The organism is Halomonas sp. PBN3 (genome assembly GCF_000475415.1).
GTDB classification, from domain to species: domain Bacteria; phylum Pseudomonadota; class Gammaproteobacteria; order Pseudomonadales; family Halomonadaceae; genus Halomonas; species Halomonas shengliensis.
The window spans coordinates 119,280-134,347 of the sequence record NZ_AXCA01000152.1 but is presented as its reverse complement, the minus strand read 5'-3'; the positions used below and the strand labels follow the sequence as shown (position 1 = coordinate 134,347).

12 protein-coding genes are annotated in these 15,068 nt (G+C 68.5%); 3 read left to right on the top strand and 9 right to left on the bottom strand.

The genetic code is table 11. From position 1 onward, the window contains the following. Positions 1-139: 139 nt before the first annotated feature. From Q673_RS26365 to Q673_RS26340, 6 genes are all read right to left on the bottom strand, one after another. Positions 140-1,621: a bifunctional 2-methylcitrate dehydratase/aconitate hydratase gene (locus Q673_RS26365; protein ID WP_023005688.1), complete on the bottom strand. Its 1,482-nt coding sequence runs from the start codon at positions 1,619-1,621 to the stop codon at positions 140-142. A gap of 95 nt (positions 1,622-1,716) precedes the next feature. After that, positions 1,717-2,895 carry a 2-methylaconitate cis-trans isomerase PrpF gene (prpF, locus tag Q673_RS26360; protein WP_023005687.1) on the bottom strand — a complete coding sequence of 393 codons (1,179 nt, stop codon included), beginning with the start codon at positions 2,893-2,895 and terminating at the stop codon, positions 1,717-1,719. Beyond that, positions 2,892-5,507, bottom strand: coding sequence for a Fe/S-dependent 2-methylisocitrate dehydratase AcnD (acnD, locus tag Q673_RS26355; protein WP_023005686.1), 2,616 nt, complete (start codon positions 5,505-5,507; stop codon positions 2,892-2,894). Before acnD ends, prpF begins: the two co-directional genes overlap by 4 nt. A 2-nt stretch (positions 5,508-5,509) precedes the next feature. Further along, positions 5,510-6,637 (bottom strand): bifunctional 2-methylcitrate synthase/citrate synthase, encoded by a 1,128-nt coding sequence (prpC, locus tag Q673_RS26350; RefSeq protein WP_023005685.1) that lies wholly within the window; start codon positions 6,635-6,637, stop codon positions 5,510-5,512. Positions 6,638-6,686: 49 nt separating this feature from the next. Continuing rightward, positions 6,687-7,577: a methylisocitrate lyase gene (gene prpB / locus Q673_RS26345; protein ID WP_023005684.1), complete on the bottom strand. Its 891-nt coding sequence runs from the start codon at positions 7,575-7,577 to the stop codon at positions 6,687-6,689. A gap of 32 nt (positions 7,578-7,609) precedes the next feature. Then, a complete protein-coding gene (locus tag Q673_RS26340) occupies positions 7,610-8,320 on the bottom strand; it encodes a GntR family transcriptional regulator (RefSeq protein WP_023005683.1) in 711 nt (236 codons plus the stop codon). 241 nt (positions 8,321-8,561) lie between these two features. Between Q673_RS26340 and pabB the strand changes: the two genes are divergently transcribed. Together pabB and Q673_RS26330 are read left to right on the top strand one after the other, a co-directional pair. Next, entirely contained in the window at positions 8,562-9,950 is a 1,389-nt protein-coding gene (gene pabB / locus Q673_RS26335; protein WP_023005682.1) for an aminodeoxychorismate synthase component I, read from the top strand. A gap of 112 nt (positions 9,951-10,062) precedes the next feature. Further along, entirely contained in the window at positions 10,063-10,683 is a 621-nt protein-coding gene (locus Q673_RS26330; RefSeq protein ID WP_023005681.1) for a phosphoadenosine phosphosulfate reductase domain-containing protein, read from the top strand. Between the two features lie 78 nt (positions 10,684-10,761). Here the strand turns inward: Q673_RS26330 and cysB are convergent, their stop codons facing one another. After that, positions 10,762-11,733 (bottom strand): HTH-type transcriptional regulator CysB, encoded by a 972-nt coding sequence (cysB, locus tag Q673_RS26325; protein ID WP_023005680.1) that lies wholly within the window; start codon positions 11,731-11,733, stop codon positions 10,762-10,764. Positions 11,734-11,977: 244 nt separating this feature from the next. Between cysB and trxA the strand changes: the two genes are divergently transcribed. After that, positions 11,978-12,301 carry a thioredoxin gene (gene trxA, locus Q673_RS26320; protein WP_023005679.1) on the top strand — a complete coding sequence of 108 codons (324 nt, stop codon included), beginning with the start codon at positions 11,978-11,980 and terminating at the stop codon, positions 12,299-12,301. Positions 12,302-12,397: 96 nt separating this feature from the next. On the opposite strand, the gene Q673_RS26315 is transcribed toward trxA, so the two are convergent. Beyond that, a complete protein-coding gene (locus Q673_RS26315; protein ID WP_023005678.1) occupies positions 12,398-13,498 on the bottom strand; it encodes an AI-2E family transporter in 1,101 nt (366 codons plus the stop codon). A 127-nt stretch (positions 13,499-13,625) separates the two neighbouring features. Further along, on the bottom strand, positions 13,626-14,903 hold the full coding sequence (gene serS, locus Q673_RS26310; protein WP_023005677.1) for a serine--tRNA ligase: 1,278 nt from the start codon (positions 14,901-14,903) through the stop codon (positions 13,626-13,628). Positions 14,904-15,068: the final 165 nt, after the last annotated feature.

Genomic DNA, 15,068 nt, shown 5'->3' with positions numbered 1-15,068 from the left:
CAGAACAGTCACTTCTGCCACCTCCACCGCCTGCAACGTTGGCCCGTCGCCGGCAGCGGATGCGTACTTTACGGATTTCCCGGGGCCCGCGCAAGGCCTTCGTGAAGAAAAATGTAGTCCAGTGACACGCCGCGCGCCCTCAGATCATGAACAGGTCCATGAAGCGATCCACCGTCGTGGCCTCGAGCGCCGCCGGGTCCTGGCACAGCGCCAGGATCCTGGCGCTGTGCCCGCGCGGGAAACGGGTCTCGAGGTGGCGCCGGAACTTCTCTTCCAGCACCGGCACCCCCTCCTCGCGCCGGCGCCGATGACCGATGGGGTACTCCACCGCCACCGGGTCGGTGGCACTGCCGTCGGCGAAGAAGACCTGGACGGCGTTGGCGATGGAGCGCTTGTCCGGGTCCAGGTAGTCGCGGGTATAGCGTGGCTCCTCGACCACCTCCATCTTCGCCCGCAGGGCGTCGATCTCGGGATGCGCGGCGTGGAAGTCGTCCTCGTAGTGCTCGGCATTCAGCTCGCCGAGGATCAGCGGCACCGCGGTCATGTACTGCAGGCAGTGGTCGCGATCGGCGGGGTTGGCCAGGTCCCCCTCCTTGGAGATGATTCTGATCGCCGACTCGTGGGTGGTGATGACCACCCGTTCGATCTCCTCCAGGCGGCCCCTGACCTGCGGGTGCAGCGTCACCGCCGCCTCGCAGGCGGTCTGGGCATGGAACTCCGCCGGGAAGGAGAGCTTGAAGAGGATGTTCTCCATCACGTAGCTGCCGAAGTCACGCTGGAAGCGCAGGCGCCGTTCCGGCGCCGGCTTGAGGGCCAGGTCGCGATTGGTGTGGCTGAAGGCAACATCGTAGAAGCCCCACTGGGGTGCGGTGAGCGCCCCGGGAATCCCCATCTCGCCGCGCAGGGCGATATCGGCCAGGCGTACCGCCCGGGAGGTGGCGTCCCCCGCCGCCCAGCTCTTGCGCGAGCCGGCGTTGGGGGCGTGGCGATAGGTCCGCAGGCTCTGGCCATCGACCCAGGCGTGGGAGAGCGCGGCGAGCAGCTGCTCGCGATCGGCGCCCATCAGCCTGGCGACCACCGCGGTCGAGGCCACCTTGACCAGCAGCACATGGTCCAGGCCGACCCGGTTGAAGCTGTTCTCCAGCGCCAGCACCCCCTGGATCTCGTGGGCCATGATCATCGCCTCGAGCACGTCGCGCATCGTCAGCGGCGCCTCGCCCCGGGCAAGGCGCCGCTGGGAGAGGTGGTCGGCCACGGCGAGGATGCCCCCCAGGTTGTCGGAGGGGTGCCCCCACTCCGCGGCCAACCAGGTGTCGTTATAGTCGAGCCAGCGGATGATCGCCCCGATGTCCCAGGCCGCCTTCACCGGGTCGAGGCGGAAGGGCGTCCCGGGCACCCTCGCGCCATGGGGCACCACGGTACCCTCCACCAGCGGCCCCAGGTGCTTGGTGCACTCCGGGAAGCGCAGCGCCAGCAGGCCGCAGCCCAGGGTATCCATCAGGCAGAGCCGCGCGGTGTTCCAAGCCTCGGCGCTCTCGATGCGGTAGCCCAGCACATAGTCGGCGATCCTCTGCAGCTCGGCGTCGTAGTCCGGCCGCACATTGGCTTCCACGGTACTCATCGCGCCCTCCTTCGGCATCGGCATTGGCTACCTCCACTATAGAAGACGCCTCGGGCCTTTCGCCCCGAGGCGTCCCGTCTTCGCCCGGCGATGGCTCAGAAGCTGTCGCCGGGGATGCGCACGAAGCCCTCCATCAGCACCCGGGCACTGCGGCTCATCACCGCCTCGTCGATCACCCAGCGCCCTTCCACCAGGCTCGCCTCGGCGCCGACCCGCAGGCTGCCCGAGGGGTGGCCGAAGGTGACGGCGTTGCGCTTGCCACCGCCGGCGGCCAGGTTGACCAGGGTGCCCTCGATGGCCGCGGCGGAGGCGATGGCCACCGCCGCGGTGCCCATCATGGCGTGGTGGAGCTTGCCCATGGAGAGCGCCCGCACCAGCAGGTCGATCTCGCCGGCCTCGACCCGCTTGCCGCTGGAGGCGGTGTAGCTCGCCGGCGGGGCCACGAAGGCCACCTTGGGGGTGTGCTGGCGGCCCGCGGCCTCGGCGACGTCCTCGATCAACCCCATCTTCACCGCCCCGTGGGCGCGGATCGTCTCGAAGCGCGCCAGGGCCTCGGCATCGCCGTTGATCGCTTCCTGCAGCTCGGTGCCGGTGTAGCCGAGTGCCGCGGCGTCGACGAAGATGGTGGGAATGCCCGCGTTGATCAGGGTCGCCCTGAGCGTGCCGACACCGGGCACCTCGAGGTCATCCACCAGCTTGCCGGTGGGGAAGATGGCCCCCTCGCCGTCGGCGGGGTCCTTGAAGGCCACCGGCACCTCGGCCGCCGGGAAGGTCACCCCGTCCAGCTCGAAGTCACCGGTCTCCTGCACCTGGCCATCGGTGATCGGCACCCGCGAGACGATGGTCTTGCCGATATTGGCCTGCCAGATGCGCACCTCGGCCTCGCCGTTGTGCGGGATACGCGAGGGATCCACCAGGCCGTTGCTGATCGCGAAGGGCCCCACCGCCGCGGAGAGGTTGCCGCAGTTGCCGCTCCAGTCGACGAAGGCCTTGTCGATGGCCACCTGGCCGAACAGGTAATCCACGTCATGGTCGGGGCTCTCGCTCCTCGACAGGATCACCGTCTTGCTGGTGCTGGAGGTGGCCCCGCCCATACCGTCGATCTGCTTCTGGTAGGGGTCGGGGCTGCCGATCACCCGCATCAGCAGGCGATCGCGGGCCTCGCCGGGCACCCGGGCCGCCTCGGGCAGGTCGTCGAGCCGGAAGAAGACGCCCTTGCTGGTGCCGCCACGCATATAGGTGGCGGGAATCCGGATCTGGGGAACCTGGCTCATGCGCTTGCCACCTCCGAGGACTCCAGGAAGTCCTTGGCGAAGCGTTGCAGCACGCCGCCAGCGGAGTAGACGGTGACCTCCTCCGCGGTATCCAGGCGGCAGGTCACCGGCACCCGGTCGACCTCGCCGGTCTTGCGGTGGATGACCAATTCCAGGGTCGCACCCGGGGCCGGCTTGCCCTCCACGTCATAGGTCTCGGTGCCGTCGAGCTGCAGGGTGTGGCGGGTGGTGCCCTCCTGGAACTGCAGCGGCATCACGCCCATGCCGATCAGGTTGGTGCGGTGGATGCGCTCGAAGCCCTCGGCGACGATCGCCTCGACCCCGGCCAGCGCCACGCCCTTGGCCGCCCAGTCACGGGAGGAGCCCTGGCCGTAGTCGGCACCGGCGATGATGATCAGCGGCTGGCGACGGTTCATGTAGGTCTCGATGGCCTCCCACATGCGCATCACCTGGCCCTCCGGCTCGACCCGCGCCAGCGAGCCCTGTACCACCTCGCCCTGGTCGTCACGCACCATCTCATTGAACAACTTGGGGTTGGCCAGCGTCGCCCGCTGGGCGGTGAGGTGGTCGCCACGGTGGGTGGCGTAGGAATTGAAGTCCTCCTCCGGCAGGCCCATCTTGTGCAGGTACTCCCCCGCCGCGCTGTCCATCATGATGGCGTTGGACGGCGACAGGTGGTCGGTGGTGATGTTGTCCGGCAGGATCGCCAGCGGCCGCATGCCCTTCAGCGCACGCTCGGCCGCCATGGTGCCCTCCCAGTAGGGCGGACGACGGATATAGGTGCTCTGCGGGCGCCAGTCATACAGCGGGCTCTCGGCCTTCTCGGCGGCATCCAGGTCGAACATCGGGATGTAGACCTGCTTGAACTGCTCCGGCTTGACGAACTCGCCGACAATGGCGTCGATCTCCTCGTCGGAGGGCCACAGGTCCTTGAGGGTCACCGGGTTGCCGTCGGCATCGGTGCCCAGCACGTCCTTCTCGATGTCGAAGCGCACGGTACCCGCGATGGCATAGGCCACCACCAGCGGCGGCGAGGCCAGGAAGGCCTGCTTGGCATAGGGGTGGATGCGCCCGTCGAAGTTGCGGTTGCCGGAGAGCACCGCGGTGGCATAGAGGTCGCGGTCGATGATCTCCTGCTGGATCTTCGGGTCCAGCGCGCCGGACATACCGTTACAGGTGGTGCAGGCGTAGGCGACGATGCCGAAACCGAGCTTCTCGAGCTCCGGCAGCAGGCCCGCCTCCTCGAGATAGAGCCGCGCCACCTTCGAGCCGGGCGCGAAGGAGCTCTTCACCCAGGGCTTGCGCACCAGGCCGAGCTCGTTGGCCTTCTTGGCCAGCAGGCCCGCGGCGACCACGTTGCGCGGGTTGGAGGTGTTGGTGCAGCTGGTGATGGCGGCGATGATCACCGCGCCATCGGGCATGTGGCCCGCCTTCTCCTCCGCCTGGGCCTTGTCGTAGTCGACGGCGATGCCACGGTCATGCAGGGCACTGGTGGGCAGGCGGCGGTGGGGGTTGGAGGGGCCGGCCAGGTTGCGCTCGACGCTCGAGAGGTCGAAGGTCAGCACCCGCTCGTACTTGGCACCGGCCAGGTCGTCCGCCCACAGGCCGGTCTGCTTGGCGTACTTCTCCACCAGCGCGACCTGCTCCGGCTCGCGGCCGGTGAGGGTCAGGTAGTCCAGGGTCTGCTCGTCGATGTAGAACATCGCCGCGGTGGCGCCGTACTCCGGGGTCATGTTGGAGATGGTGGCGCGGTCACCGATGGTCAGGCTCCTGGCCCCCGCGCCGAAGAACTCGAGATAGGCCCCCACCACGCGCTCGCGGCGCAGGAACTCGGTGATCGCCAGCACGATGTCGGTGGCGGTGATGCCGGGCTGGCGCTTGCCGGTCAGCTCCACGCCGACTATGTCGGGCAGGCGCATCATGGAGGGGCGGCCCAGCATCACGGTCTCGGCCTCAAGGCCGCCGACGCCGATGGCGATCACGCCCAGGCAGTCGATATGCGGGGTGTGGCTGTCGGTGCCCACGCAGGTGTCGGGGAAGGCGACCCCGTCGCGCGCCTGCACCACCGGCGACATCTTCTCCAGGTTGATCTGGTGCATGATGCCGTTGCCGGCGGGGATGACGTCGACGTTCTCGAAGGCGGTCTTGGTCCACTCGATGAAGTGGAAGCGGTCCTCGTTGCGACGGTCCTCGATGGCGCGGTTCTTCTCGAAGGCGTCCTGCTCGAAGCCGGCGTGCTCCACGGCCAGGGAGTGGTCGACGATCAGCTGAGTCGGCACCACCGGATTGACCTTGGACGGGTCACCGCCCTGCTCGGCGATGGCGTCACGCAGGCCGGCGAGGTCGACCAGCGCGGTCTGGCCGAGGATGTCGTGGCACACCACCCGCGCCGGGTACCAGGGGAAGTCCAGGTCGCGGCGACGCTCGACCAGCTGTTTCAGGGCATCGGTGAGCAGCTCGGGCTCGCAGCGACGCACCAGCTGCTCGGCGAGCACCCGGGAGGTGTAGGGAAGGGTGTCATAGGCACCGGGCTGGATCGCCTCGACGGCCGCCCGCGCGTCAAAGTAGTCCAGCTCGGTGCCGGGAAGCGGCTTGCGGTAGTCGGTGTTCATACTCAACTCCGATCCTCGATCGGCACCCACTCGCTCTTCTCCGGGCCCACGTAGTCGGCGCTGGGGCGGATGATGCGATTGTTGGCGCGCTGCTCGAAGACATGGGCACACCAGCCGGTGACACGCGAGCAGACGAAGATCGGCGTGAACAGCTTGGTGGGGATGTCCATGAAGTGGTAGGCGCTGGCATGGAAGAAGTCGGCGTTGCAGAACAGCTTCTTCTCGCGCCACATCACCGCCTCGACCCGCTCGGAGACCGGATAGAGCACGCTGTCGCCCACGTCCTCGGCCAGCTTCTTGGCCCACTCCTTGATGATGGCGTTACGCGGGTCGGACTCGCGATAGATCGCGTGGCCGAAGCCCATGATCTTGTCCTTGCGCTCGAGCATGGCCATGATCTCGCGCTCGGCCTCGTCGGCGGACTTCCAGTCCTCGATCATCTCCATGGCCGCCTCGTTGGCGCCGCCGTGCAGCGGGCCGCGCAGGGAGCCGATGGCGCCGGTCACGCAGGAGTGCATGTCGGAAAGCGTGGAGGCACAGACGCGGGCGGTGAAGGTGGAGGCGTTGAACTCGTGCTCCGCGTAGAGGATCAGCGAGACGTTCATCACCCGGGCGTGCAGCTCGGAGGCCGGCTCGCCGCGCAGCATGTGCAGGAAGTGGCCGCCGATGGAGGCGTCGTCGGTCTCGGTCTCGATGCGCACGCCGTCGTGGCTGAAGCGATACCAGTAGCAGATGATCGAGGGCAGCACGGCGAGCAGGCGGTCGGAGACGTCCTGCTGCTCATCGAAGCTCTGCTCGGTCTCCAGGTTGCCCAGCATGGAGGCGCCGGTGCGCATCACGTCCATGGGGTGGGAGTCCTTGGGGATCTGCTCGAGCACGGTCTTGAGCGCATCCGGCAGGCCACGCAGGCCCTTGAGCTTGGTGATGTAGGCGTCGAGCTCGGCCTGGTTGGGCAGCTTGCCCTTGAGCAGCAGGTAGGCGACCTCCTCGAACTTCGCCTTCTCGGCCAGCTCCTTGATGTCGAAGCCGCGGTAGGTCAGGCCGGAGCCGGTCTTGCCGACGGTGCACAGGGCGGTGGTGCCGGCACTCTGGCCACGCAGGCCGGCGCCGCCGATGGGTTTCTCTGCCATGATCTCTCTCCTCTTAAAGGTATCCGTGATGGCGTTGAGTGAGCTCGCCTCAGGCGTCGCTGCCCTTCTCGGCAAACAGCGCATCAAGCTTCTGCTCGAAGCTGTGGTAGTTCAGGAAGTCGTAGAGCTCGTCGCGGGTCTGCATGAGGTCGACCACGTCCTTCTGGTGACCGTTGTCATGGATGCTCTGGTAGACCTTGAGTGCCGCCGCGTTCATGGCGCGGAAGGCGGAGAGCGGGTAGAGCACCATGCGACAGCCCACCTCGGCGAGCTCGGCCTGGGTGAACAGCGGGGTGGCACCGAACTCGGTGATGTTGGCCAGGATCGGTGCGTCGACCTGCTCGCAGAAGGCCCGATAGTCGTCCAGGGTGTGCACCGCCTCGGCGAAGATGGCATCGGCGCCGGCCTCGATGCAGGCGCGGGAACGCTCGATGGCGGCGTCAAGGCCATCCTTCTGGAAGGCGTCGGTGCGCGCGATCAGGTAGAAGTCCGGATCGATGCGCGCATCGGCGGCGGCTTTGACGCGGTCGACCATCTCCTGCTGGGAGACGATGGCCTTGTTGGGGCGATGCCCGCAGCGCTTCTGGGCCACCTGGTCCTCAAGGTGCACGGCGGCCACGCCGGCGCGCTGCATCTCCTTGACGGTGCGGGCGATGTTGAAGGCGCCGCCCCAGCCGGTATCGATATCCACCAGCAGCGGCAGGTCGGTAGCGCCGCAGATGCGGTGGGCGTCCTCGACCACGTCGTTCATGGTGGTCATGCCCAGGTCCGGCAGGCCGAAGGAGGCGTTGGCCACGCCGCCGCCGGAGAGGTAGATGGCCTGATGGCCAACGCGCTCGGCCATCATGGCGGTGTAGGCGTTGATGGTGCCGACGATGGGCAGCGGGCGGTTGGCCTCGAGGGCGGCGCGGAAGCGGGCGCCGGGGGTCTGCTGGGTCATGGCGGTTCTCCTGGTGGTATCCGGTGGTGGGCTCAGGCGGTGGTCTCTTCCCGCTCCTTGAGGGTGGCGGCGTAGCGGTCGACCACGTTGGCCCGGGAGGCACTGACGTGGCGGCGCATCAGCAGCTCGGCGAGCTCGGCGTCGCCGGCCTCGATGGCATCGACGATGCGATGGTGCTCGACGAAGGCGCGCTGCGGGCGCGTGCCGCTGGCGCTGAACTGGGTGCGGTAGAGCCGCACCAGGTAGTAGAGGTCGTCGCACAGCATGGTCACCAGCATGCGGTTGTGGCTGCCCTGGACGATGCGATAGTGGAAGTCCAGGTCGCCCTCGCGCTGGTAGTAGGCCTCGCCGCTCTTGAGGTCGCTCTGGCGCTCGTGGACCGCGAGAACCTCGCGCAGCCCGGCGATCTCCTCGGCGGTCATGTGCTCGGCGGCCAGCCGCGCGGCCATGCTCTCCAGCGCCTCGCGCACATCGAACAGCTCCAGCAGCTCCTTCATGGAGAGCTTGACCACCCGGGCGCCGACGTGGGGCACGCGCTCGATCAACCGGTGCGCCTCCAGGCGACGCATCGCCTCACGCAGCGGCCCGCGGGAGATGCCGTAGGTGCGCGACAGGCCGGGCTCGGTGATCTTGCTGCCCGGCGCCATCTCGCCGCGGACGATGGCATCCTGCAGCTGCTGGAAGACGCGTTCGGCCAGGGTGCGCACCTCGGGGTTGGCGGTTTCGACTTCGGCTGAGCTCATGATGATTGTCGACAATTAGTGAGTGTGGGAAGAGTAGCCATTGCCCGTCGGCGGGTCAATAAGGCACCAGGCCGGGAGCGGTACGCCTTTGGTTGTAGACAACCTGGCGCTCGCCACCGGAGATGTCGACAATACCCCCAACGGCGTCGGGAATGCCAGCCAGCGTCGACGAGGACAGCGGCGCTCGCAACGCCTAGAATGGGCGCCCCGACGCCAGCCAGGGCCCGCCGCAGGCCAGCCGATGACCGCCACGCTCGAGATCACTCCCTACCCCTACCGCCCCACCCCGCTGGAGGCCTTCGCGCGGCTGCGCCGCCGCCCGGGCGCCGCGCTGCTGGACAGCGGGCGCCCCGCGGCGCCGGGCGGCCGTTACGACATCCTCACCAGCGACCCCCTGGCGGTGCTGACGGTGGAGAGCGATGGCCGCGTGGCGGGAGTGCCGGGGCTCGAGGGGCTCTCCCCCTTCGCCGCCCAGCAGGTGCTGCTCGACCGGCTGCCTGGCGAGGTGCCGGCGAGCGACCTGCCCTTCCTGGGCGGGCTGATCGGCCACTGGAGCTACGACCTGGGCTACGCCCTGGAGCCGGTGGGCGAGCGCTCGCGTCCTGCCGTGGACCTGCCGGCTAGCCGGGTAGGCCTCTACGACTGGGCGCTGATCCAGGATCACGAGCGTGGCGAGGCCTGGCTGGTGGCCACCGCCGAGCGCCGCCGCCAGGCGCTGGCCTGGCTTTCCGCCGAGCCGGCCCCGGAGCCCCCCTTCCGGCTCGCCACCCCCTTCGCCGCCGAACTCGACCGCGCGGGCTACCTGGCGCGCTTCCAGGCGGTGCAGCGCTATATCCGCGCCGGCGACTGCTACCAGGTCAACCTGGCCCAGCGCTTCAGCGCCCCCTACGCGGGCGACCTGTGGGCCGCCTATCGGCGGCTGCGTGCGGCCACCCCGACCCCCTTCGCGGGCTACCTGGCCTGGCCCGGCCCCTCGGGTGAGCAGGCGATCCTCTCGCTCTCCCCGGAGCGCTTCCTCGAGTGCCGTGACGGCCAGGTGGAGACGCGCCCCATCAAGGGCACCCGGCCGCGGGGCGCCGACCCCGAAGCGGACCGCCGCCTGGCCAACGAGCTGCAGGCGAGCGCCAAGGATCGCGCCGAGAACGTGATGATCGTCGACCTGCTGCGCAACGACCTGGGTCGGGTATGCCGGCCCGGCAGCGTGCGGGTGCCACAACTCTGCGGCCTGGAGAGCTACGCCAACGTCCACCACCTGGTCAGCGTGGTCACCGGCACCCTGGCCGCCGGTCGCACGCCGCTGGACCTGCTGGCCGGCGCCTTCCCCGGCGGCTCCATCACCGGCGCCCCCAAGGTGCGCGCCATGCAGATCATCGACGAGCTGGAGCCGAGCCGTCGGGGCGTCTACTGCGGGAGCCTCGGCTACGTGGATCGGCGCGGGCGCATGGACACCTCCATCGCCATCCGCACCGCCGTGGCCGACGCCGGGCGACTGCACCTGTGGGGCGGCGGCGGCCTGGTGGCCGACTCCGACGGCGAGGCGGAGTACCGCGAGACGCTGGACAAGATCCGCCACCTGATGGCGGCCCTCGCGGCACCGGGGGATCGGGAGAAAGATCAACAAAAGGAATAAGAAGCAATATTGCTTATTCCCGAATTGACATATTGAAGCAAGAAATCGGTATTGGGCACCCCGCCATGCCCTTCGCTAGGGTAGCGTCATCATCCTCTACCGGAGCATCGCCATGAGCGAGTCACTGGAGATCATCAACCGTGACCTCGGCCAGGACCCCGAGGCGCTGGTGCGTTGGGCCCTCACCCAGGGCAGCCGTCCCATCTGCACCACCAACTTCCGCCCCTTCGAGGCGGTCATCCTGCATATGGTGAGCCGCCAGCGGCCGGACATCCCGGTGGTATGGATGGACCACGGCTACAACACCGAGGCCACCTATCGCTTCGCGGATGCCCTGGTGAAGCGCCTCGACCTCAACCTGGTCAGCTACCTGCCGAAGCGCAGCCGCGCCCACCGCGAGGCGCTGGAGGGTCCCTTCCCCGGCATCGACGACCCGCGCCACGCCGCCTTCACCCAGGAGGTGAAGATCGAGCCCTTCGAGCGCGCCCTGACCGAGATGGCACCGGACGTCTGGTTCACCGCCCTGCGCGCCGAGGACACCCCGGAGCGCTCACGCATGGCCCCGGCCAGCCGCAACGCCGATGGCCTGCTCAAGGTGGCGCCACTGCTGCACTGGACGGCCAGGGAGCTTTACGCCTACCTGCAGCGCCACGACCTGCCCAACGAGTTCGACTACTTCGACCCCACCAAGGTCGAGGCCAAGCGCGAGTGCGGCCTGCACCTGCAGCACTGACCCCGAGCCGGTCATGACGACGCCGCCGTCCCCGGCTGCCAGGGTGGCGGCGGCGTCGTTTATCGCCGAGGCGCGGGATCAGCGCAGCGGCAGCTCGATGCCCTCGAACAGGGCACGCTCGTGGCGCGGCCCGGCGGCCAGGGCGGCGTCGACCAGCTCGCGGTCCAGGTGGGGAGCAAAGCCCTGCAGGAAGTCGTACATGTAGCCACGCATGAAGGTGCCGCGACGGATGCCGATCTTGGTGGTGGAGCTCTCGAAGAGGTGGCCGGCGTCCAGCGCCACCAGGTCGGTGTCCTGCTCGGGGTCCACCGCCATATGGGCGACGATGCCCACCCCGAGGCCGAGGCGCACATAGGTCTTGATCACGTCGGCGTCGGCGGCGGTAAGTACCACGTTGGGGGTCAGCCCGCGGGCACGGAAGGCGTCATCGAGCTGGGAGCGGCCGGTGAAGCCGAACACATAGGTCACCAGCGGATGGCGGGCGATCGCCTCCAGGGTCAGCTCCCCCTCCTCCGCCAGCGGGTGCCCCTGGGGCACCAGGATGCAGCGGTTCCAGCGGTAGCAGGGCAGCAGCACCAGGTCGTTGAAGAGCTCGAGCGACTCGGTGGCGATGGCGAAGTCGGCCTGGCCGTCGCTGACCATCTGGGCGATCTGCTTGGGCGTGCCCTGCTGCATGTGCAGGGCCACCTCGGGGTACTTGCGGGTGAAGTCGCGGATCACCGGCGGCAGCGCGTAGCGCGCCTGGGTGTGAGTGGTGGCCACCGCAAGGCTGCCGCGGCGCTCATCGCTGAACTCCTGGGCCACCTCCTTGATGTTGTCGGTGAGCCTGAGCACCTCGCCGGCCAGCTCGACGATCGCCTGGCCCGCCGGGGTCACCCGGGTGAGGTGCTTGCCGCTGCGGGCGAAGATCTCGACCCCCAGCTCGTCCTCGAGTAGCCGGATCTGCTTGGAGATGCCCGGCTGGGAGGTGAACAGGCTCTGGGCGGTGGCCGAGACGTTGAGGTTGTGGCGCGTCACCTCCCAGATGTAGCGCAGCTGCTGCAATTTCATCGCGTCCCTCTCCATGCCGCGTCGGCGCGGCGCCGAACCGGCCGCCACGCCCATGATATATAAAAAGGGTTATTCATTCCTTTATAGCATAATAGCCCAGCAAGCGCACAAGCGGCGCACGCCCCATCCCGATTTGCCAGCACCCCGGTCGACCGCTAACATCGTCCGACCGGACAGGCGACACCGCCCCCGTCGCCTGCCAACCCGACCCGCTCGACGCAGCGCAACGAAACTGGAGAACCCCATGGCCAATAACGTCGATGTCACCAATGCGAACTTCGAGCAGGAAGTCCTCAAGGCCGACACCCCGGTCTTGCTCAAGTTCTGGGCGCCCTGGTGCGGCCCCTGCAAGGTAATGGCACCGGTGGTCGACGAGGTCGCCGAGGAGCGCAGCGGCAACCTCAAGGTCGTCAGCATCAACGTCGATGACGCCCCCGAGATCGCCGCCGAGCAGGGCGTGCGCGGTGTGCCCACCGTGATGCTGTTCAAGTCCGGCACCAAGGTCGCCTCCCTGGTGGGCGCCCAGTCCAAGTCGCAGCTGTCGCAGTTCATCGACCAGAACGCCTGAGCGACGCCAAAAGCGACGGCCTGCACGCCAGGCAGCCTTTGGCATCCGCACATCGCCCCGGCCTCGGCCGGGGCGATGTCGTTCAGGGACCCTGGGTCACTCTTCCCTGTTGCCCCGCCGCGAGGGGCGCCGGGTGGCCTCGGTCAGCGACGGCTCGTCCCCCGGGCCCAGCAGATGGGCGATCCAGCGCGTCTCGGGATGGCTGTCCAGGGCGATCTTCAGGGTCATGGTCAGCACCACCGAGAGCAGCATGCCCACCGCCCCGAAGATCCACCCCCACACCACCAGCGACAGGAAGGCGACGAAGGTGGAGAGCCCCAGCGCCTTGCCCATCATGCGCGGCTCGACGATGTTGCCGAGCAGGAAGTTGATCCCCAGGTAGGCGCCGGAGAGCAGCAGCGCATCGAAGAGCCCGCCATCCGGGGAGACCAGCAGCAGTAGCACCGGCGGCACCGCGGCGATCGCCGAGCCGATATTGGGAATGTAGTTGAGCATGAAGGCGAGCACCGCCCACAGCAGCGGGAAGTCCACCCCCACCAGCAGGCAGGCGACCCACACCAGGAGGCCGGTGACCAGGCTGACCATCGTCTTCACCGCCAGGTAGCGCTTGAGGGTCAGGCTGAACTCGCTGAAACGCTCGAGGCTCGGCGCCGGATTGGCCAGGGCACGGGCCAGCTTGTCGCGGAAGGTCAGCGTCTCGAACAGCATGAACACCGCCAGCAGGCCCACCACCACGCTTTGCATCAGCAGGTTGCCGACCTCGCCGATCACCGCGGGGATCCAGTTGCCCAGCTGCTCGGCATCCAGCAGTTCGGCCAGGCGGTCGGTGTCGATCGCCAGCCCCAGGCGCGCCAGACCATCCAGCAGCCCCAGGTAGTAGTCGTAGAGCTTCTGCTCGATGCCCGGCAGCGCCTCCACGAAGGTACCGAAGCTGTTGACCAGCAGCACGCCCAGCAGCGAGATGACTCCGCCGATCACTATCAGGGTCAGCCATACCGAGAGGCGCAATCCCAGGCCATGGCGGTTGAGCCACAGTACCGGTGCGGTGCAGATCACCGCGATAAAGGCCGCCAGCAGCATGGGTACCAGCAGGCTGGCACCGGCCCGCATACCGGCCACGATCACCACCAGCGCCGCCAGCCCCAGCACCAGGTTCAGCGGAATGATGCCAGAGGCATCGCCGTTGCCGTCCGCCATCCGGACCTCCCTCAGCGTGTCAGGTTTCCATCATGCCCTCGCGGGCACACCGCCACAATCGTCCACGCCGCCCAGACGACGAACCCCCGCCGGGGCAGGGGTTCGCAGCAGCGGGGTGGCCAGGCGCCTAGCGTCCCAGCGTCTCCCGTCCGCCCAGGTAGGGGCGCAGCACCTCGGGCACGGTGATGGAGCCGTCGGCGTTCTGGTAGTTCTCCAGCACCGCCACCAGGCAGCGACCCACCGCCAGGCCCGAGCCGTTGAGGGTGTGCAGCAGCTGTGGCTTCTTCTGCTCGGGATGGCGGAAGCGCGCCTGCATGCGCCGCGCCTGGAACTCCTCGCAATTGGAGACCGAGGAGATCTCGCGGTAGGTCTCCTGGCTCGGGATCCACACCTCCAGGTCATAAGTCTTGGCGGCGCCGAAGCCCATGTCGCCGGTGCACAGCGTCACCACCCGGTAGGGCAGCGCCAGCGCCTGGAGGATCGCCTCGGCATGTCCGCGCATCTCCTCCAGCGCCGCATAGCTGGTGGCCGGGTCGACCAGCTGCACCATCTCCACCTTGTCGAACTGGTGCTGGCGGATCATGCCGCGGGTATCGCGGCCGTGGGAGCCCGCCTCGCTGCGAAAGCACGGGGTGTGGGCGGTGAGCTTGAGCGGCAGTGCCTGGTAGTCGAGGATTTCGTCCCGGGCGAAGTTGGTCAGCGGCACCTCGGCGGTGGGGATCAGGTGGTAGCCGCGCTCGTCGTCCAGCCTGAACAGGTCCTCGCCGAACTTGGGCAACTGGCCGGTGCCGCGCAGCGAGGCCTCGTTGACCATGTAGGGGACGTAGCACTCCTGGTAGCCATGCACCTCGGTCTGGGTATCGAGCATGAACTGAGTCAGGGCGCGGTGCAGCCGCGCCATGGGCCCGCGCATCACCGCGAAGCGCGCCCCGGTGAGCTTGGCCGCCAGGTCGAAGTCGAGGCCGCCGTCGAGCTCGCCGAGGTCGACATGGTCGCGCACCGGGAAGTCGAACGCCCGCGGGGTGCCCCAGCGGTGCAGCTCGACGTTGTCGCTCTCGTCCCGGCCCTCGGGCACGCTCTCGTGGGGCAGGTTGGGAATGCCGCTCACCGCCTCGTCCCACTCGCCCTGCACCTCGGCCAGGCGCGCCTTGGCGGCGTCCAGGCGATCGCCCAGATCGCTCACCTCATCGAGCAGCGATTGGATATCCTCCCCCGCCGCCTTGGCCTTGCCGATCGCCTTGGAGCGGCTGTTGCGCTCGGCCTGCAGCGACTCGGTCTCGGCCTGCAGCTCGCGGCGCCGGGACTCCAGCGCCGAGAGGCGGTCGACGTCCAGGGCGAAGCCCCGCTTGGCGAGTCGTTGGGCGACCGTCTCGAGGTCGCTGCGCAGCAGTTTGGGATCGAGCATGGCATCCGGTCCGTTGCAGTCGGTGAAGGAGCGTGGCCGCGCGGGGCGCGGCGCTGACAGGCAGCCCATTGTAGGCAAAAGGCGAAAGCGGCGCCACGCGGGCCCGCGGCGGGATGCGCCTCCCGGCGGCGCGCGGTACAGTAATGCCCCCACGCCTGCCCATGC